The following is a 21,250-nucleotide window of genomic DNA, read 5'->3' as shown; positions in this document are numbered from 1 at the left end:
AAATGGACAATAAAACTATATGGACAAGGGACTTTATCGTCACTTCTATTATAAATTTCTTTTTAATGCTAGTCATGTATTTACTGATAGTGACCATTGCGCCATATTCAGTAAAAGAATATGGTGTATCGACAGGCGTGGCGGGGTTGGTCTCAGGCATATTCATCATCGGAACGCTTATGTCCCGGCTAGCTATCGGTGGACTAATTGAAAAAATCGGCAGCCGAAGACTTTTATTGATCGGATTGGCGATCATTGTTCTGGCGTCTGTCTTTTATTTTGGAGCTGTTAACTTGCCTTTACTGATGGCGAATCGATTTTTCCATGGAATCGGTTTAGGAATTTCATCTACAGCTACCGGTACGATGGTTGCGCAGATGCTGCCGCCTTCGCGAAGAGGCGAAGGAATTGGATATTTCAGCCTTAGTGCAGTTTTGGCAACGGCAATTGGTCCGTTCTTTGGAATTTACCTTAGTCAACACTATGACTATCAAGTATTATTTTTGTTCTGTTTAGCGCTTAGTATATGTTGCGCAGCGATGTTCTTTTTCGTCAAGAAATCGCCAATGGTCATGCCTGCAAAGGAAATCCAAGCAAAAACAGAAAAGTTGGGGATACATGGTTTATTGGAAAGAAGGGCGTTGCCTATTGCATTAGTGACGTTATTGGCTGCCGTTGCCTATTCAGGTGTATTATCGTTTATTTCGTTTTATGCGGAAGAAATCAATTTGGTAAGTGCCGCGAGTTTCTTCTTTTTAGTTTATGCCGTTGCCGTGCTGTTTTCTAGACCGTTTACTGGTCGGTTGCTGGATGTGAAAGGAAATAAGTTCGTTATCTATCCATCACTTATCCTGTTTGCAGGAGGCCTTTTATTGCTGAGTGGAGCACAAGCCGGCTGGATGTTGCTTCTGGCGGGAGGTATCTTGGGTCTAGGTTTTGGTAACTTCCAATCATGTGCACAGGCGATTGCATTGCAGGGAGTAAAACCTGAACGTCTTGGTGTAGCTACTTCCACGTTCTTCATCTTTTTGGACTTCGGCTTTGGCTTCGGACCATATGTGATAGGGTCACTCGTACCGATCATCGGTTACCGAAAGTTGTATGTGGTCCTGATGCTTGTTGTATTGGCGGCACTTGGCCTATTCATGTTGTTTAGTAAAATTCAACAGTCTAAGTCCAAGCGAGTAACAGTTGAATAATCATGAGAATAAATGAAGGGCACTCACATCAAAAGACACTACGATAAATTTGTAGTGTCTTTTGTATGGAAAGGCAATACCAAAGCCAATGTGGTTTAATTCGTATAGTTATCGAAGTAGCCTTGAATAAAGACAATAGGTGTTCCTTTATCACCGCTGCCTGAAGTTAAATCAGATAAAGAGCCGATCAAGTCTGTCAGCTTACGCGGTGTAGTACCTTGCGAAGCCATGGAGCCCATAAGGTCCGTGTCTTTTTTCTCAATATAGGCTGAAACTGCCTTTTTCAGTTCTTCTCCACGTAAATCAGAGAAATCATTATCAGCCAAGTACTTCAGTTTTACTTCATTAGGAATGCCATCCAATCCACCAGTATAGGCAGGAGAAACAACAGGATCTGCCAGTTCCCAAATCTTACCGACAGGATCTTTGAACGCACCGTCTCCGTAGATCATGACTTCAATATGTTTTCCTGTTTCCTTTTTCAGCATGGCTTGAATATTATCCACAACAGGCTGACAATTATGCGGGAAAAGCTTGATGCTATCTTCTTGTGCTTTGTTTGCGCCTAACAAGCCAAACTGTTCATTATATCCACTGCCGTCAATCGATTCCGTAAGTATATCGTCCAGGCTGTAGATCTTTGTGGCGCCATTTGCTTCAAGAATGCGTTTCGATCTGAATCGTGTATGAATATCACATGTTAATACTGTTTTTGTGTAATCTAAAATTGTTTTAGCATTGTTGGAGAAAATCACTTCATGTTCGACGCCGAATTCATCCATTAATGATTTGTAGTATTCAATGTAATCAACGCCGGTGAAAGGGTGTTTATTATCGCCGAAATGCGCACGGAACTCTTCCTCTGTCAAAACATCAGTCCACGGGTTGACTCCTTTTTCGTCTAAACGATCAAGCTCTACTAAGTGGTTACCGACTTCATCGGAAGGATAGCTAAGCATCAAAACAATTTTCTTTGCGCCTTTCGCGATTCCACGTAAACAGTTCCCAAATCGATTTCGGCTGAGGATAGGGAAGATAACGCCAATCGTATCGTCACCGAATTTTGTTTCGATATCTTTTGCGATGTGGTCAATCGTTGCATAATTACCTTGTGCACGTGCCACGATCGATTCAGTAATCGAGACAATATCCTTATCTTGAAACGAAATATTTTCAACTTTAGAAGCTTCCAATACACTGTCTACTACGATCTGTTCGATATTGTCACCTTCATTGATGATCGGGCAACGCAATCCTCTGACAACCGTCCCTACTACTCTTTCCAAATCAATCGCTCCTTAGTGAAACTTAATTTGATCACTCTTCTTTGTATTATAACGTGCTTTTGTGATATAAGTAAAATTAATATACTTAATAGGTGGTATAAGGGGTGTTTATATGTCGATTAACTTGGAGTGGTATAAAGTCTTTCGCAAAGTCGTCCAAAATGAGAGCTTTTCCAAGGCGGCAAGACAATTATTCATGACGCAGCCAGCCGTCAGCCAGATCATATCTCAGCTCGAACGAGAACTGGATACACGGCTGTTTAACCGGACATCTAAAGGTGTATCGCTGACAGATGAAGGTTCATTGCTATTCGAATACGTCAACTCAGCTTTAAATTTGATTGATGCAGGCAATGAAAAATTATACGAGCTGAAGAACTTATCGGCGGGTGAACTGAAAATTGGTGTAGGAGATACTATTTCCCGTTACTATTTATTGCCCTACTTGGAAGCATTCCATACCAATTATCCAAGTATTCGTTTTAAAATTATTAACGGAACGACTGTGGAGTTGATTGCAGCCTTAAAATCCGGAGAAGCGGATATCGCGGTTTGCAATTTCCCTGTAGAGGATGAAACATTAGAAAAAAGAGTATGCTTTGATGTGCAAGATGCGTTTGTCTATGGTGATCGATTCAAAAAATTATTCTTGCGACCTGTCCCATTACAGGAGTTAACAAAGTTGCCGTTAATTTTATTGGAATCGAAATCTAACTCGCGCCAATATGTAGAAGACTTTCTATCAGAAAAAGGAGTGAAGATCTATCCCGAATTCGAGTTGGGGTCGCATGAATTGCTGCTGGAATTTGCGCAAATTAATTTAGGTATTGCGTGTGTGGTCAAGGAGTTTTCTGCAGACTATCTGGACTCAGGCAAGCTGCAGGAAGTAGAGTTTCTGGAGCCTATTCCGAAAAGAAGCATTGGAGTATGCTATTTAAAAGGTGTTTCTTTGTCACCTTCCGCGTCTAAATTCATTGAGATTCTTGAGAAAGACTGAATGGAAAAAGATAAGAAAAGTCGGATAGAATCAAAATCATCCGACTTTAGTATGTTCTTATTAATAGATTTCACGATTCCAGAAGCGGTGCTCTGCAACAGTATTTACCCATTGCTTGCCATCTCCTGAAACAGTCAAGTCTAACAGTATTCCTGGCCCTGGTTTGGCTTGCGTTTTCTCAAACAGCGCTTTAGCAGTTGGCGCTATGCCAATTGGCTTGTAGTGCATATATGCCTCGTTCACAAAATCAGCTACATCCTTTTCAAACTTATTTTGCTGCTGTGCTTGTCCGCCAGCGACATACAGAGCATCATACAGTACAGAATGGACAGTCAAGAAAGTTTCATCGACAACTACTGTCGATCCACCTTTACCAGTTAACGTACCGAATTTCTCGCTTATAATATGAATTGACATGCCTGCATCCAACGACGTTTTTATGATTGGCTCCAGAATAGTTTCGTCAAACTGATCTGCAATCAACACCGCTACTTTACGTGTATCGGGCAACTTCGCCTTGTTTTCCTGGCTGAGGGCAGGGGAAGCTTTCCTTACATCGGATTGTTCTGCATTCTTCGGAGCATTGACACCGACTGCCTGTGCTACCTTTGTCATCATATCTACATCCACATTGGCAAACATGTCGACGACTTGCTGTCGCACATTCATGTTCTTCACTTTCCCAACTTCGAAGCTAAAAGCCTCAATAATATGCTGCTTTTCTGCCAAGGACATACTCTTCCAGAATAAACGGGCTTGCGAGAAGTGATCTTTGAATGAATCACTTCTCGCTTGTATTTTCCGTCCGTCAACATTTTCTTGGTAATGCGCATAGCCGCCTTCTTCCTCTGAAGAAGTGTTCGGCTTGTTGTCAGCGAGCGAGTTTTTATGATAGCTTACTTGTCCTACGTTAATCGTTTGTCTACCGTAGCCATCGCGTTGGTTGTTGTGAAATGGACAGACAGGACGGTTGATTGGCAGCTCGTGGAAGTTCGGACCCCCAAGCCGGATTAGTTGTGTATCTGTATAAGAGAATAATCGTCCCTGTAATAATGGATCGTTTGTGAAATCAATACCTGGCACCACACTGCCTGGATGAAATGCTACTTGTTCAGTTTCCGCAAAAACATTATCCACATTGCGATTTAATGTCATTTTCCCGATGATCTTCACTGGCACTTCTTCTTCAGGCCAAATTTTCGTCGGATCAAGAATATCGAAATCAAATTTGAACTCATCTTTCTCCTCTAACAGCTGAACGCCGAGCTCGAATTCCACGAAATTGCCATTTTCAATTGATTCCCATAAGTCACGTCGATGAAAGTCAGGGTCTTTCCCGCTGATCTTCTGTGCTTCATCCCAAACTAGTGAATGAACGCCTAGCTTCGGTTTCCAATGGAATTTTACGAAATGTGCTTTGCCTTGTTCATTGATAAAGCGGAACGTATTAACTCCAAACCCTTCCATCATCCGGAAGCTTCTTGGAATTGCGCGGTCGGACATGTGCCACATGACCATATGTGCAGATTCTTGATTATTGGCAACAAAATCCCAAAATGTATCATGAGCTGAAGCGGCTTGCGGCATTTCGTTATGTGGCTCAGGCTTCACTGCATGGATTAAATCAGGAAACTTAATGGCATCTTGAATGAAGAATACTGGCATATTATTGCCGACAAGATCGTAGTTTCCCTCTTCCGTATAAAACTTCACAGCAAAACCACGTACATCGCGCACGGTTTCAGCAGATCCTTTGCTTCCAGCTACTGTAGAAAAGCGAGTGAAGACCGGTGTTTTCGAGCCAGGCTCTTGCAAGAAACCAGCCTTCGTATATTTTTTCATCGACTCATATAATTCGAATTCGCCGTGTGCGGCATACCCACGTGCATGGACAGCTCTCTCTGGAATTCGTTCATGGTCAAAATGCGTTATTTTCTCACGGAAGTGAAAGTCCTCCATTAAAGTGGGGCCGCGTGTTCCTGCCTTTAATGAATGTTCATCCTCCGTAATCTTTAGACCTTGATTGGTCGTCATCGGTTTCTTTTGGTCATGTATACGAAAGGTTTCCAACTGTTTATTTTTGCTGTTACTGTTTATTTTGCGATTGTTGTTCACAAAAAATCCTCCCAACGTAAAATAGTTGTCTGCTTTTCTATTCCCGAATTAAATAGGAGTAAACAATAACTAGATACGCCCCGAACGCACAATAGAGAACAGCAGATATGCAAACAGAAGCGTCGCAATCAAAGCACCTACTTCTATGAGTGGAAGGCGGAAGAACATGGCGGTCTGACCAGCGATAGCAGATCCGATGATGAGACCGACCATCAGGATACTGAACGCCAGCAAAACGATACTGAATGATAGTCGATTAGCGATCTTGTCAAATCGTCGAAAAATGATGGTTGACTCTTTCAGCCCGACGTCCAAATCGACTTTTCCTTTTTGTATGGTTTTGACGGCTTTCTTAATATCGCTTGGCAGTTCTGCTATGATTTCCGCATTCTTAACTAACGAATGCCAACTATTTTCAACTAGATAGCGGGGATCGAATTGTCTTAGCATCATCTTCTTACCATAAGGCTCAATGGCTTTCATAATGCTGAAGGAAGGATCTAGTTTACTGAGAACACCTTCCAACGTTAGAATGACCTTTGAAAGAATTGCAATTTCATTTGGAAGTCGGATGCGATAACGGTAGGCGATTGAAAAAACTTCCATGAACACATCACCGAGTTTCAAGTCGTTCAAAGAAGCTTCGTAATACTTTCGCTGAATGATTTGCAAATCACGATATAAGGCGGCAATATTGGTGTTTTCGTCAAGAATATCCATGTCAGAAAACACATCGATCAGTCGCTCGATATTTCCTTTCCGTAAAGCGAACATAAGAGAGATAAAATGGTATGTCATTTCCTTGCTAAGTTGACCGACCATACCGAAGTCTATAAAGTAAATGACGTTTCCTGAGGTCACGAATATGTTGCCTGGATGCGGGTCGCCATGAAAAAAGCCGTGTTCCATCACTTGCGAGAGCATGGAGTCGGCTATTCGTTCAGCTAAGAGCTGGCGGTCATAGCCCTCCGCATCCAACTGTTTTGTATTACTCACTTTTATACCAGTAATTAACTCTGTCGTTAACACAGTACGTGTAGAATACTCGTCATAAACGTATGGAATTTGAATTTCGGGTACTTTCGTGAATTGCCGGGCAACTCGTTCCGAATTGCGGGCTTCTAACTGATAATCCAATTCCTCCCGCAATGAATGGGAAAATTCATAGATGAGATCACGCAGACGATAGGTCTTGGCCCACGCCATATTCTTCTCCAAAAAACTCGCTAAATCATGCAGTATCGCCAAATCTGTTTCCACTTGACGCTGGATATTTGGGCGCTGCACTTTCACCGCAACCAGTTCACCTGAGATCAATCGAGCTCGGTGCACTTGCCCGATTGATGCAGAAGCAAGAGGCTCTTCATCAAATTCTTGAAAAAACTCTTCCATGGTCCCTGCTAGCTGATGCTCGATAATTTCCCGTACTTCCACAAAAGGAAATGCTTCCACATGATCCTGCAGCTGTTCAAGTTCCACTGCGATTTCTTCAGGCACTAAGTCACGTCGTCCACTGGCGATTTGACCAAGTTTGACGAATGTAGGCCCAAGTTGTTCCAATGCGATTCGTAATTTTTTTCCGACGTGATATAAATTCAAATCCGCTTCCTCGTCTGTGGCGGAGAATTTACGATCTGTTATACCTAATCGAAATAAAACATGACTAAATCCATTTTTTAAAAATACATTTAAGATTTCTTGAGAACGTTGTGCATTCTTCATTTTTCTTTTCAACATAGAGAACACCTCCGTGTACACCCTCCTTACAAAACATACCATAGAATATGATTTCCTAAACCCATAATAGGACTGGGACTAGATAGGATTCTTAGGAGTTGCGTATGCTGTCTGCTACAGGATGTTATGACAAAGGTATTATAGAAAAAACATCCTTTTATCCCAACTTATATTTCTAAAATTCTTTCGATCACGTACAATGAAGAGAAAGCCGATAGACTCTTGGGAGAAGCGTCTAGAGAACAAGGTAGTCGGACGGTTGCACAAGCTTTAAAATGGGATTTGGAGATGAATTAAATGAATGAGTACTCGATATTTATCGGGAGACAGCCCATTTTAGGGCGGCAAGGTAATATCTATGCATATGAATTGTTATATCGAAACAGTGAAAAGAATGTTTTCCCAGACATAAATCCTGAACAGGCTACAATCAGTCTGCTTGTCAATACGTTTCTGACTATAGGGGTTGATCAAGTTACTAGTGGTGTGCCTTCCTTCATCAATTTTTCTGGTGAATTATTGGCGCAGGATATATTCATGAGTTTGAATCCGGATAAAATCGTTATTGAAATTCTGGAAAACGTGGAAATTACGCCTGCGCTGTTAAGACGTTTGCAAATGTTTAAGGAAGCAGGCTTCAAGTTAGCGCTTGATGACTTTGTTTTACAAGACCAGTACATAGCATATCCTCAGTTATTCGAACTTGTAGATATAGTAAAAGTGGATTTTATGATGACTAACACGGCTGAAAAGACAAAGATTAAGGAGTTTTTCAAAAAATATCCATCGATTGTTTTATTGGCTGAAAAAGTAGAAACAGACGCGGATTATCAGCTGGCGTTGAAAAGTGGTTATGATTTGTTCCAAGGTTATTTCTTCGCCAAGCCAGAAATTATCAAAAGCAAAGAAATCCCAGCTAATACTTTAGTTCATTTGCAAATCATTGAGTTTTTTCAAAAAGATACACAGTCAATCAACGAGCTTTCCGAATTGATTATGCGAGACGTATCGATCTCCTATAAACTTTTGCGTTTCATCAACACTTTGGCATTCGAGGTGCCAAAAAGAATCAGTTCGATCAAGCAAGCAATCGTATTGATTGGCTTAAATGAAACAAAAAAATGGTTACAAGTACTGATGCTCCATGATTTGGGGCAAGACTTGCAAAGCGGTCGTGTGACGGCACTTGTGGAACTTTCACTTAGACGTGCGAGGGCTTGCGAACTATTGGCAAAATATAAAGGCAAGCCCAATAAGGATGAGTATTTCCTGACAGGGATGTTTTCGATGATCGATGCAGTCATGGGTAGGAAATGGGAAGATATTTTACCGCTCTTGTCTTTATCAGATGTCATTATTAACACATTGAATGGTAAAGAAACCGAAATGACTCCCTACATGCAGCTCATTATAGCGGTCGAGCGTTTTGAGTGGGAACAAGTGAAGAAGCTGACCGAGCAGTTGAGAATCCCCGAAAAGAAACTAAGTGAAATTTCCTTGAATGCTTTGCGCTGGTCGCAAGGAATCGAAGAACACTTTAGCTGAATACATCATGAAAGGCACTTTCGCTTGAAGATGCCTTATTCGGTGTGTATTATAAACAGTTACAATCTATTTGGTAGCTCTTCACATCCTATTGCATCAGTGAAAATGCGTTACATTTCGTAAGAATAGGGTATGAAGTTTAGTAAGTAAGTTACCAAATGAACACTAGGAGTCGATATAGTTGTGAATAAAAAGTTTTGGAAAAACCCCGTGTTTTCCATATCAGCAGTATTTATCTTACTACTGGTACTATTAGGTGCCATGAAGCCAAAACCATTTGGAGTGATTTCCGAAAAACTCTACCACTTTACGACAGATAAATTTGGTTGGTTTTATTTGCTTGTTGTTTTTATTGTTATTATATTTTTAGTAGGACTAGCCATCAGTAAATTCGGGGCAATCCGTCTAGGCGGTGATACCGAACGTCCCGAATATCCGTTTTTTACTTGGATTGGTATGCTGTTTTCAGCTGGCTTTGGTGTGGGGCTTGTATTCTGGGGCGTTGCAGAGCCGATGAGTCATTATTTTAGTTCCCCTCTTTCAGGTGTGGAGGCACAGACCGAGGAAGCGGCACGGATCGCAATGGGTTATTCCTTCTTTCACTGGGGTATTTCACAATGGGCAATCTTTGGTATTGTCGGTTTAGTCATCGGATTTTTACAGTTTAGAAAGAAGAAGGATGGGTTGATTTCTACCGCTTTAGAGCCGCTGATCGGCAGCAATCGCCATCTCAAAACAGGGATTGACTCGTTTGCTGTTATAGCAACTGTCATGGGGATTGCTACTTCCCTTGGCATGGGCGTTCTGCAAATGAGCGGCGGGATGGAATACGTTTTCAACATTAAGAGTACATTTACAATTCAGCTTCTCATAATTGCCGTCGTATTTGTAGCCTATATGACATCGGCTTCATCCGGATTGAGTAAAGGGATTGCGTACTTGGGGAATTTTAACCTCGGAATGGCGATTGCCATGCTGGTGTTTTTCTTCATTGTTGGACCGAAAGTATTCATACTTGAAACATTTACATTAGCCATTGGTGATTACATCAATAATTTCATTACGTATAGCTTACGGTTGCAGCCATACCAAGGCGGTACGTGGGTGAAGGATTGGACGATCTTCTATTGGGCTTGGACGATTGCATGGTCTCCTTTTGTGGGCGCTTTTGTAGCGCGCGTTTCAAAAGGACGGACGATTCGCGAGTTTATAATGGGAGTCATGGTTATTCCGCCGGCATTTTCCTGTATGTGGATCGCAACACTTGGTGGAACAGCATTATACAGTGACTTGCGTAATGGCACGCAGATTGCCGAAGCTGTTGACCAGGACGTAACATCTGCCATTTTCGCGACACTTCAGCATTTACCATTTACTAATGTTATGTCATTTTTAGCGATTGTCCTTATTTTTACATTTTTGATTACGTCCGCAGACTCTGCAACGTATATTTTAGCTAGTATGACAACTCGTGGCAGTTTGTTTCCTCCACTGGTTGTAAAGTTTATCTGGGGCTTCTTGATGACTGCAATTGCAGCAGTTCTTCTGTTTGCCGGTGGACTGGAAGCATTGCAATCGGCTTCCCTCGTATCAGCTTTACCGTTTACATTGCTTCTCCTGCTGTTGATCTTCTCATTGAGCAAGCTATTGGTGCGTGAACCGATCACGGTCCGACCAACAGATATTCGTCAATTCGAGCATGTGGAAGGAGAAGTTAAAAAGAGACGGAAACGTAGAGAAAGTGAAAAGGAAAAAAGAGAACGTAAGGAAAAAGAAAGAAAGCAGAGAGAAAAAGAAAAAAGAGCTAGGAAATACCAAGAACTTGAAAAGAAAAAATACCAGGAATACGAGAAAGAGAAAGAGAAAGAAAACGAAGAAGGGTAAATAGTAGACCGGTTCGCTGCACACTGCTTGAGCCGGTTTTCTGTATAGGGAAAGGGGAATTCAAATGGCGGTCGTGAAAGTTGAGGACATCTATTTTAGAAGAGGCGACAATGAAATACTCCGAGGTCTCGATTGGGAGATTTCAGAAGGAGAGCAATGGGGGATGCTCGGGTTAAACGGTTCTGGAAAGACATCGTTGTTATCGATTATTTCTACATATGAATTCCCGTCTTCAGGTGAAGTGGAAGTGCTGGGAAATCGTTTTGGCAGTACGTACTTGCCGGAGTTGCGGAAGAAGATTGGATATGTCAGCAGTTCATTGGAAAAGTTTTCGGACTTTTTCTGGAATGAAACGATCGAACGAGTCATCGTCAGTGGAAAGTTCGCCAGCTTCGGTATTTATGAACAGGTCATTGAAGAAGATTGGACACGTGCAAATTACTTAGTGAAGGAATTTAGGCTGGAACATGTAAAAGAGAAAAAGTTCAGGGTACTATCAGAAGGAGAAAAGCGTCGAGTATTAATTGCGAGGGCGCTAATGGGTGAGCCGCACTTGCTGATCCTTGATGAACCATGTTCTGGACTGGATATTCTGGCGAGAGAGCAATTTTTAGAGGCGCTAGAGATTGCCACGAAAAACAACGTCCATCTTGTCTACGTCACACATCATATAGAAGAACTAGTCGCTGAGATGACACATGTTCTATTGTTAAAAGAAGGTAGAGTAGTAGCGTCTGGCCCGAAACATGAAGTTCTCACCAACGAGCTGTTATCCGAGACCTACAAAGTGCCTGTATCTGTAGAATGGCGTGCCGACCGCCCGTACCTCTCCATTAAATAAAGATTTCATAGATAGGCGAAGAGGGATTTTCATATATACAGAACCCTCCGGAAGGGAGCAACGCCATGGCGGAGAAGAAACGAAAATGGACGAAGAAACGGATTGCTTCGTATGCCTTGCTCCTATTTGCTCTTCTCTACGCTGGTGTCATGCTCTGGCATACTTACAAACCATTGCCTGCAGGCATCTCGTATGAGGGAGAACTACATCAAGTAGAAGACATCGAATTTATTTACGATCTGACCTACTCCAAATCCAAATCCAAAGAACAGTACAAATCAGAACTTCATATTTTCGATGAAGTGTCAAAAATGATTCAGGAAGCGAAAGAATTCATCGTCCTAGACTTCTTTTTGATGGATGATTATTACGATGAGAAAGAAGACTTCCCACAGCTTGCCGATCAATTAACAAATGCTCTTGTAGAAAAAAAGAAGAAAAATCCGGACATGCCCATCGTCTACATTACCGATCCGTTAAATACGGGTTATGGATCGTATGAGTCTAGTTGGTTCAAGGACTTAGAAAAGGCTGGCGTCCAGGTAGTCTATACCGATTTGGAACCGTTACGCGACTCAATGCCGATTTATTCGGGATTATATCGTACGCTGTTCCAATGGATACAAATTGACGGCAAATCCCATTTTCCAAACTTCTTGGCAAGTGATGCTCCAAATGTAAAATTCACTTCTTATTTAAAACTGTTGAACGTCAAATCCAATCACCGTAAAACAATAGTGACGGATCAAGCAGCATTGGTGACATCATCTAATCCCCACGCAGCCAGTGGTCTCCATGGAAATGTGGCATTTAAAGTCAAAGGTCCAGTGCAGAACGATATATTGGAAGCAGAAGAAGCTGTCGTGCGGTATACGGAAGGTGGAAAGTTGCCGCGTGTCGAGAATTTGGAAGAAGAAACGGGTCCTTATCAAGTTCAGTATTTGACGGAACGTAAAGTATTGGATGCGTTAGTGAAAGATATTGAACGAGCGAAAAAGGGTGATCGTATCCGCATGGGAATGTTCTATCTATCTGAACAGCAAGTTATTCAGCCTTTGGTAAGCGCAGCGAATCGAGGCGTGCAGGTGGAAATGATTCTGGATCCTAATGAAAATTCATTCGGTAGTAAAAAGTCTGGCTTACCAAATCGACCGGTTGTCCAAGAGATAAGGGAAAACACTGACAATAAGATTGAAGTGCGCTGGTATAATACCGTGATTGGACAGTATCACACGAAATTAGTTACAATCCAAACAGCCGAGGAAACTTTCATTACAAATGGCTCTTCAAATTTAACAGAACGTACATTGCGTGATTATAATTTAGAAGCAAATCTAAGGATTATTGCGCCAACAGACAGTGTATTGACGAATGAAATTAATGATTATTTTGATAGACTGTGGGAAAATGAAGATGCTCTTTATACTTTGGATGTGGAAGAGTTTCAAAACGGCCTGACATTTTTCCAACGAGGTATCTATGCGTTGCAGCGCTGGGTGAAGCTTACGACATATTAATTATAGGACGCCGTTCAGGTAACTGAGCAGCGTCTTTTCTTATATAAGCGTAGAACATGCAAAGCTTCGGAAATCTAATGTAAAGTGAAAAGAGGAGGGATGTCAGATGAAAATTGTAATATTCGGAGCAACGGGGCGGACGGGAAACGAAATCGTTCGTCGGGCATTGCGGGACGGCCATGAAGTGAAAGCACTTGTACGGACGCCAGAGAAATGTACGCCGCGTCAAGGTTTAACCTTGTTTCAAGGAGATGTACGCGATACTGAAGCAGTGAAGCAATTGTTTGAGGGAGCGAATGCTGTAGTAAGCGCCTTGGGGACAGATCGGACCACTACACTGACGGAAGCGATGCCGGTAATTGTAGAAGAGATGGAACTTCATAGCGTCTTGCGTATTTTGACTATTGGAACTGCTGGAATACTGCAGAGTCGCAACGATCCATCAAAGCTGCGATACGAAGCAGGAGATTCTAATCGTAAGCTCACTTTCGCGGCAAAGGAACACCATAAAGTCTTTGATATATTACGTAGTTCTTCATTGGACTGGACGATTGTCTGTCCTACATATTTGCCAGATGGTGAAGCAGTAGGAAATTACCGCGTAGAGCGTGATTACCTCCCGGTTGATGGAAAACAGATTTCGGTTGGTGATACGGCAGAATTTGCTTATCAAGAATTGATTGCAGGAGAGCATATCGGTCATCGCATAGGACTTTCCTATTGATGTGAAGGTATTTTGAAATTGAGTTGTTCTTGAATAAATCATTAGAACCAAAAACATGGTGAATAACTGCTAACGTTGCCTTTTTCTTATGATATAATAGGTTGATAGCATCATAGGGAGAAGGAGAATGGAAGATAGATGAGATGGTCTTTGAAAAAATTGATTCAGGTCGTGGCATTATTGGCAATCGTTCTGACCTTTCTTACTAGTACAACTGTCGGTTATCGTGTGCACAAGCAAACTTTAATCGATTCTACTTTAGAGACGAACAAAGCATATGCTGAGAAATTGTCTGCTACAACAGATACATATTTACGTGAGATCCTTCAGACACTTCAAGTGAATGCAGAAGAAGTCATCCCCTTACTCAACAACTCAGATTCTCAGGTACAGTTAAATAAAATAGCAGAACGAATTAGAACACAGACGAGTACCTTCAATTCTGTTGCAATTGCTTCCCCGGAGGGTATGGTAATAGGAATTTCCCCTCCGAGCCTAGACTTGATTGGTGAACGATTGACGTCTTTGGGGGCAGAACAGGCTATGAAAGAAAGAAAACCATTGATTTCTCATCCCTACATGGGGATTACAGGAGAGTTTTTGATATTCATCAGTGTCCCGTTAATTTCAGAAGATGGTGTGTATCGCGGGTTTTTGGGTGGAGCTATCTATTTGAATCAACCGAATATCTTAGAAAAGATTCTTGGGGATCATTTCTATGAAAATGGATCGTATGTCTATGTTGTCGACGGAAAGGGGACATTGATTTACCACCAACTTAAAGATCGGTTGAATGATGACGTTTCTGAGAACCAAGTAGTTAAAAAGGTCGTAGCAGGAGGAAGCGGTGCGCAGGCAATCGTTAATACGAAAGGCATTCCTATGCTCGCCGGCTACTCTTATATACCGATTGCTGATTGGGGCATCATATCCCAGCGGCCCATAAGTGCTGCTGTCGCTCCTGCAAAAAGCATGGTACTGGAGATGGTGTGGAAATCACTGCCTTTGTTGTTGCTAGCTTTTTTCTTAGTATGGTTTTTATCGAAGAAGATTGCGCTGCCATTGCAGAAGCTGGCTTACTATACTGAAACTAGCACGAAAACAGATCATAAAGAGAAAATGGAAGCTGTTTCTGATTGGTATTATGAGGCCAAACAGTTAAAAGGAGCAATGCTGCATAGTTTGGATTATTTCAAAACAGAAATGAACTACTTCATTCACCAGTCGACGACAGACCCTTTGACAAAACTGATGAATCGCAGGTCGATGGATGATTACATGAAAGAGTGGATAGAGAATCAGACGCCATTTTCTATGATCATCCTAGACATCGATAAGTTTAAACGAGTGAATGATACCTATGGGCACGCTGTAGGGGATGAAGTCCTAATTTATTTGGCGAATCTTATGCAGCAAACTGTAAGAAAAGATGATATCTGTTGCCGTTATGGCGGAGAAGAATTTGTAATTTTATTACCGAAAGCAGATAAAGTGAGGGCTTTTTTAACAGCGGAGAGGCTCCGTGAAAAATTAGAGAGCACAGTCAGTCCATGTGGAGAAGTTGTCACAATTTCTTCAGGTGTAGCTGCATATCCCGTGCATGCGGATCATCCTGCTCGTCTCATTGAACTGGCCGACCGGTGTTTATATGAAGCAAAACGTACGGGGCGGAATAGAACGGTCGTCGTGTCAGATGAACCACAGCAGAAGTAATATATGCTGTGGTCTTCTCGGTCGACAGGAGAATTTGTAAAGGAGATGAAAGGGTGGAGGAACGAGAGCTGGATAAACGTTTGCATATCCAAACTGTAGGGGTGCGTGAGTGGGTGCATCAGTCATCACATTACAATCGTTATGAAGCTACGCCGTATGAAGGGATGGATTTTTTATTTGCTCAGCATGAAATTCTGGTAAGTGGTAGTTTTGTCGACTTCGGATGTGGTAAAGGACGAGTACCTTTTTATGTGCATCATCGCTATTCGATAGACGTAATTGGGATTGAGATGAATAGTGTCTTATATCAGGATGCGATGAACAATCTAATAGACTATCGGCAAGCTTTTCCTAAAAAAAGAGGAATGCTGTCATTCGAATGCTGTTTAGCAGAACGTTATGAACTCCCGGACGATGCCTCTACTTTCTATTTCTTCAATCCTTTTTCTCTCGATATTTTTCGGAGGGTCATTCAAAATATTGTGCGCTCGATCGAATTGGTTGCACGTCCCGTAGAGGTGATTTTATATTATCCAACGGCAGACTACGAACAACTTTTGCACAACCATTCTTTATTCGAAAAGACGGCGGAAATCCCTATTGCCCATTTACAGGTCCATGACGACCAGGAACGGTTTATTGTCTACACCTATACAAAGCCCTGATCGACTAGATCAGGGCTGAAGTTTATGGATAAAAGAATTGGCAAGTGGGTAATGACGCCGTTGATCTATATTTCAGGCGGACGCTTTTTTACCTCTAATCAAGAGTTTTGTTAAAATAAAAGATAAGAATTGTGGTTACTTATCCGAATAGATATGTGGAATTACAGCTAGCAAGTGCACCGGGATTTCCGTTCCAGACGGTACGCTTTTCGGGGGGGGAGTGGCCTTGAGCCTCCTCGTTCGCTGCGCTTCCTGTGGGGTCTCAAGACGCACGCTAATCCCCAGGAAAAGCCGTCACGAAGAACGGCTTTTGCGAGCATAAGCGAAGCGTTGGGAGCACATCTTTGCCTTTCGACCGTCTTTCACTCCAATACTTAGTTTGTGAAGTGTAAACATATAGAAAGCTCTTTGTAGTTTTTTAAAATCTAAGAAGGTAGAATTAGCTCGTAGTATATAATTGGCATCCTACCTTCTCACAGTTAAAATACGTTAAAGGCTTCGTTAGATAAACTTCAATTGCTCAATGTGTTTTCAGAATGTTAATGAGCCCATTGACTATTCACTGAGCGTTGTAGGCACAAGAAGCACCATCCAAGCGAATGTGTGTTTCGTTTTTTTGTCTCAGGAAATGGCAGCTCAATCTCACACTACTTACAGTGAATTCGCTATGTAGTAAAGCATACTTCGTAGGGATTGTAGCGGAAGATGGGCGACTCCAGCGGGATTAGCGTGACAGGTGAGACACTGGACTGAGCGAAAGCGAAGCGTTAGGAGCACACGCACTTAGAAGGAAGCGGCTCACCGCACGCCAGGCGGCAAGCGTCCCATCTGGAGCATAAATCCCCGGACCGCACGCCCTGTATTCTTTTCTTGCATTTCTTCCTTATAACTTTAACATTTGGCTGCAGTCTGAAGTTTATAAAATGTTGCGCTTACTGAAACGTTGACCAATCCAAAATATTAATTCCATTAGAAGCGCTGCCAAAATCCCGACAAGCAGTCCGCTTGATAGAAGAGGTTGCAGCAATTCAGGTAACGAGGCAAACACATCTGGCGGCAACGTCATGATCGACAAGCCAAGTAATGCAGGCAATGCCACGCGGTAAACTGTCTTAGGTTCAAAGGTCAATCCTTCCACATTACGCAATGCAGACCGGAACAATTGCAAATACGCTACGAAAAGTACCGTATTCCCAACGCTTTGTGGAATGGTGGAAAAGAATGCACTTAAAGGCGGCACGAGCCCAAGAATGATGAAGAGAATCGAACCAATGAAGAAAGGAGCTCGTTCTTTAATACCGCTGGACTGCAAAAAACCAATAGAAGAAGCGTAAGGAGCGTACGGTACGAGCCCGAGAGCACCTGCCCCGACATTCAACCCCCCTGTGATGAAGAAAGACGTTTTGTACTGCTGTTTTGTTGTTTCCTTTTCAAAAATGTCCTCTGCCCCTTTTAAAGTCGCTACCGTGTTTGTTGTGTTTAATAGCCCTGTAATGATCACAGTGATGACGATACCCATTTCAATTGTTGGCTCACCCCAAGGGAACCACTGGATAAAGGGAGTTGTCTTAATCGTTTCAGCGGCCTCTTGAGGAAAAATCAACACCGCACTGATCCATCCGACAGTCATTCCAATCAAAAGATTCAAGCTGCTAATGATTCCCTTGCCTTTAATGTGAACAAGAATGGTCAAGGCTGCTAAAGCAAAAGAAAATAGCGTCATCGGCAAATTTATGTAATCTCCATTATTGAGACCGATCATCCCTTTTAAGAAGATGGTGATCAACTGATTTGCTAATAATAATAGAAAGACGAACATCACTGCTGGCGTAAACCACTTTTTCAGTATTTCCCCCATACCTAGAACGCCAAGAATGGCAACGAGCACGCCTGAAATCATTGCACCTACCGCAATGCTGCCCCCCACAGTGGCTAGGCTCAGTCCCATCGCATTTGCTGTTCCTGCCAAGCTAAGTACAACTCCCCACCATAGTCCAGATTGACCTTCCATCAATGCCAAACGATGTCCCAATGTACCTTGTAATAGACAGGCAATTCCTGTGAAAATAAATGAACGTTGAATCGCAGAGACAATTTCAATTTGTTCTAGTTCGAATGCCGTGCCCACTGATATCGGGATGACTACCGTATTGGCAAACATGAAAAAGAGCCATTGAAATCCTGCTAACGCGGTAATGGAATACCGCATCTGATTTGTTCCCACCAAACATCTCCCCCTGTGAATACTTTTTGACGATTTTTGACTTAATTAAAGAGTTTAAATATAGTGAAAACTATAGCACACTAGCAATTGAATTAGTATGGTTACTTGCGGATTCAAAAACAATTTTAATGATCTAAGAGTTCTAGACATCTGTTCTGTAATAGACAAACAACCCAGCAGACGAAATGTCTGCTGGGTTGCTGCAATATTATAATATATTGTCTTCTAACAATTTTGCAATTTCTTCACTTGGCACTGGTCGGGAATAAAGAAAACCTTGTGCTTCATCGCAATTAAGAGTCTTCAAAAATTCCGCCTGCTCTATCGTCTCCACACCTTCTGCAATTACCTGAAGATGCAAGTTCTTAGCCAAATCAATGATGGCTTTGACGATAACGGAATTGTCGGTCAGCTCTCTGACGAATGACTGGTCAATTTTTAAGTGAGTAATCGGGAACTTACTTAAATAACTCAAAGACGAGTAGCCGGTTCCGAAATCATCGATGCTTGCTTTGATACCAATCTCTCGCAGTTCTTGTAACACTCTTTGGCAGTTGTTTACGTCCGATGTCATACTCTCTGTAATTTCGATGTTCAGATAGTTCGGTTGCAATCCAGTAGTGCGCAAGGTCTCTTTCACATCTGAGACAAATGTATGGCTCTTAAACTGACGCAATGAAACATTGACGCTCATGCGGAGAGGAGGGTATCCAAGGTCTTGCCATTCTTTTGCCTGCTTGCACGCGGTCTCCAACACCCATAAACCGATCGGCAGTATCAAACCCGTCTCTTCTGCAATGGGAATAAACTGACCAGGAGAAATCATTCCACGGGAAGAATGATTCCAGCGTAAAAGTGCTTCCACGCCTTTTATTTTACCGGTTGTGAAATCGAGTTGCGGCTGGTAATGGAGGGACAGCTCGTCTTTTTTGAGAGCTTGTCGCAGTTCCATCTCAAGTAAGGTCCGTTCGATTAAATCATTATAAAGTTCTTCAGTGAAAAATTGATATGTACCTTTGCCGGATTGTTTTGCCAAATACATGGCTGAGTCCGCGTTGCGCATAAGGGTATCATAATCTTCACCGTCTTCTGGAAATAAGCTGATTCCGATACTTGGAGCGATAAAGACCTCCAAATTATTGATGAGAAATGATTTTGATATTTCTTCAACTATACGCTTAGCAACTAATCGAACCCCATTTTTATTTGTGGATTTACATAATACGATAAACTCATCACCACTTAGTCTTGCTACTAGATCATTTTGCCGAACGAGTAAACCTAAGCGTTCTCCAACTGATTTCAACAGCTGGTCACCTACGTAGTGGCCCATCGAATCATTAATATTCTTAAATCGGTCCAAGTCAATATACAATAAGGCAAAAGGCTCTTTGCTTTTTGCTCGGTCTTCGATCGCATTCTCTACAGTTTGCTTGAGTAAGCGTCTATTTGGTAGATCTGTTAAATGATCATGGAATGCCATATGCTTAACTAGCCGCTCTGCTTCTTTTCGATCTGTAATGTCAATAGCAGTACCTACGACTTCTGCTACTTCGTCTTCTTCGAAAATCGGAGACAGATAGACGAGGAATGTATACGATTTATACTCTATTTCGAATTGCGAGCTAAGACCATGCAGTCCTTCTTGGAGATGCCGTTTAATTGACGTCAAGTTCAAACTTTTCTCATAGAGAAAAGCATTAAGAGTGTCTTTGGTCATGCCGAGTTTTTCAGTGATCTTTCCTTCGAGTAACGTGAAGTGAATTTGTTCATATTTATCAAGCGAGTATTTGAAAATCGCATTCTGAAGGTTCTTTACTGTTGTGGTAAAGTCGTTTTTCAGCGCCAGCTCCAAGGATTTCTCAGCTGCTTTATGAGAGGTGACATCTTGACGAATAGATATATACTGAAATGGCTTTCCGTCCGCTCCTACAAAGGGGATAATCGTCGTGTTGACCCAGTAAAACTCTCCGTCTTTGGATAAGTTTTGTATATCTCCACGCCAGACTTTTCCTTGCTGGATTGTATTCCACATCTCTTCAAAAAAACTTTTAGGATGAGTCCCGGAATTAACAACCCGATGTGTTTTGCCGATGAGTTCATCTCGCGAGTATTTTGACAGTTCACAGAAGCGGTCGTTCACATAAGTAATCGTGCCTTGTGGATTGGTAATCGCTACAACAGCCGATTCGTCCAGCGCATATTTGAAATTTTGCAAGTCAGTACGTGCTTTTGCAAATTCACGAGAAACTAATTCAGGTCCCGTCACATCAATATCCAGAGATAAATAATGTGTCAAATGTCCATCGACATCGTAAATAGGAACGACCGTTGTATCCAGCCAATACTTCCTTCCATCCTTCGAAAAAATCCGCACGGACTCCTGATATACTTTATGGGTCATAAAATGCTTTTCAAAAATAAGGATTGAGTTTTCAATAGTTAATCCTCTGTTTAATAATTCCCACGTATTCCCGATTAGCTCTTCCTCACTGTAGCCCGTCAGTTTGCAGAAGTTTTGATTCACGTAGGTCAGACGACCATTTAGATCGATCAGTGAGACGCAGAATGTTTCTTCAAATAAAGTAGTTAAAGATGGATTGAATGTAGGCGTTCGTAAGGGCATCATACTAACTTCCTCTCTCAAGACTCCTGTCGTAAAGTATGAACCATACATTAGTCCTGAAGTTATATTGATATACTGAATAAGCCATATTATGCAGTTATTTTAGATAATTATACCATAAAAAAAGAGAGTATTGAACTAGTTATAGAGGAAATATAAGGATTTTTAGAGGGTTGA

General features: G+C 41.9%; 14 protein-coding genes. 9 read left to right on the top strand and 5 right to left on the bottom strand.

Features of this window, described 5'->3' with window-relative positions:
* The first annotated feature begins 2 nt into the window (after positions 1 to 2).
* Positions 3 to 1,199: an MFS transporter gene (locus tag MKX97_RS17170; RefSeq protein ID WP_342536566.1), complete on the top strand. Its 1,197-nt coding sequence runs from the start codon at positions 3 to 5 to the stop codon at positions 1,197 to 1,199.
* 95 nt (positions 1,200 to 1,294) lie between these two features.
* On the opposite strand, the gene MKX97_RS17165 is transcribed toward MKX97_RS17170, so the two are convergent.
* On the bottom strand, positions 1,295 to 2,485 hold the full coding sequence (locus MKX97_RS17165; protein ID WP_340760708.1) for a coenzyme F420-0:L-glutamate ligase: 1,191 nt from the start codon (positions 2,483 to 2,485) through the stop codon (positions 1,295 to 1,297).
* A 112-nt stretch (positions 2,486 to 2,597) separates the two neighbouring features.
* Between MKX97_RS17165 and MKX97_RS17160 the strand changes: the two genes are divergently transcribed.
* A complete protein-coding gene (locus MKX97_RS17160; protein WP_009499150.1) occupies positions 2,598 to 3,482 on the top strand; it encodes a LysR family transcriptional regulator in 885 nt (294 codons plus the stop codon).
* A 60-nt stretch (positions 3,483 to 3,542) separates the two neighbouring features.
* Here MKX97_RS17160 and MKX97_RS17155 read toward each other — a convergent pair whose 3' ends face one another.
* Together MKX97_RS17155 and MKX97_RS17150 are read right to left on the bottom strand one after the other, a co-directional pair.
* Entirely contained in the window at positions 3,543 to 5,597 is a 2,055-nt protein-coding gene (locus MKX97_RS17155) for a catalase (protein WP_342536565.1), read from the bottom strand.
* A gap of 69 nt (positions 5,598 to 5,666) precedes the next feature.
* Entirely contained in the window at positions 5,667 to 7,334 is a 1,668-nt protein-coding gene (locus MKX97_RS17150; protein WP_342536564.1) for an AarF/UbiB family protein, read from the bottom strand.
* Positions 7,335 to 7,631: 297 nt separating this feature from the next.
* Here MKX97_RS17150 and MKX97_RS17145 point away from each other — a divergent pair, with 297 nt between their 5' ends.
* The 7 genes from MKX97_RS17145 to MKX97_RS17115 all read left to right on the top strand — a co-directional run bounded on the left by MKX97_RS17145 (position 7,632) and on the right by MKX97_RS17115 (position 16,223).
* Positions 7,632 to 8,879, top strand: coding sequence for an HDOD domain-containing protein (locus MKX97_RS17145; RefSeq protein WP_078818672.1), 1,248 nt, complete (start codon positions 7,632 to 7,634; stop codon positions 8,877 to 8,879).
* A 183-nt stretch (positions 8,880 to 9,062) separates the two neighbouring features.
* Entirely contained in the window at positions 9,063 to 10,763 is a 1,701-nt protein-coding gene (locus MKX97_RS17140; RefSeq protein WP_009499145.1) for a BCCT family transporter, read from the top strand.
* A 64-nt stretch (positions 10,764 to 10,827) separates the two neighbouring features.
* A complete protein-coding gene (locus tag MKX97_RS17135; protein ID WP_009499144.1) occupies positions 10,828 to 11,604 on the top strand; it encodes an ABC transporter ATP-binding protein in 777 nt (258 codons plus the stop codon).
* 65 nt (positions 11,605 to 11,669) lie between these two features.
* Positions 11,670 to 13,121: a phospholipase D family protein gene (locus tag MKX97_RS17130; RefSeq protein WP_009499143.1), complete on the top strand. Its 1,452-nt coding sequence runs from the start codon at positions 11,670 to 11,672 to the stop codon at positions 13,119 to 13,121.
* Between the two features lie 106 nt (positions 13,122 to 13,227).
* Positions 13,228 to 13,845 carry an SDR family oxidoreductase gene (locus MKX97_RS17125; RefSeq protein WP_009499142.1) on the top strand — a complete coding sequence of 206 codons (618 nt, stop codon included), beginning with the start codon at positions 13,228 to 13,230 and terminating at the stop codon, positions 13,843 to 13,845.
* A gap of 138 nt (positions 13,846 to 13,983) precedes the next feature.
* Positions 13,984 to 15,558, top strand: coding sequence for a sensor domain-containing diguanylate cyclase (locus MKX97_RS17120; RefSeq protein WP_342536563.1), 1,575 nt, complete (start codon positions 13,984 to 13,986; stop codon positions 15,556 to 15,558).
* 53 nt (positions 15,559 to 15,611) lie between these two features.
* Entirely contained in the window at positions 15,612 to 16,223 is a 612-nt protein-coding gene (locus tag MKX97_RS17115; protein ID WP_340760700.1) for an SAM-dependent methyltransferase, read from the top strand.
* 916 nt (positions 16,224 to 17,139) lie between these two features.
* Here MKX97_RS17115 and MKX97_RS17110 read toward each other — a convergent pair.
* Together MKX97_RS17110 and MKX97_RS17105 are read right to left on the bottom strand one after the other, a co-directional pair.
* Positions 17,140 to 18,447, bottom strand: coding sequence for a uracil/xanthine transporter (locus MKX97_RS17110; RefSeq protein ID WP_342536562.1), 1,308 nt, complete (start codon positions 18,445 to 18,447; stop codon positions 17,140 to 17,142).
* A 208-nt stretch (positions 18,448 to 18,655) separates the two neighbouring features.
* Complete coding sequence (locus MKX97_RS17105) at positions 18,656 to 21,076, bottom strand: EAL domain-containing protein (RefSeq protein WP_342536560.1); 2,421 nt, start codon at positions 21,074 to 21,076, stop codon at positions 18,656 to 18,658.
* Positions 21,077 to 21,250: the final 174 nt, after the last annotated feature.

Source organism: Sporosarcina sp. FSL K6-3508 (assembly GCF_038615825.1).
Taxonomy (GTDB): Bacteria; Bacillota; Bacilli; order Bacillales_A; family Planococcaceae; genus Sporosarcina; species Sporosarcina newyorkensis.
This window is presented reverse-complemented; position numbering and strand designations above follow the sequence as displayed.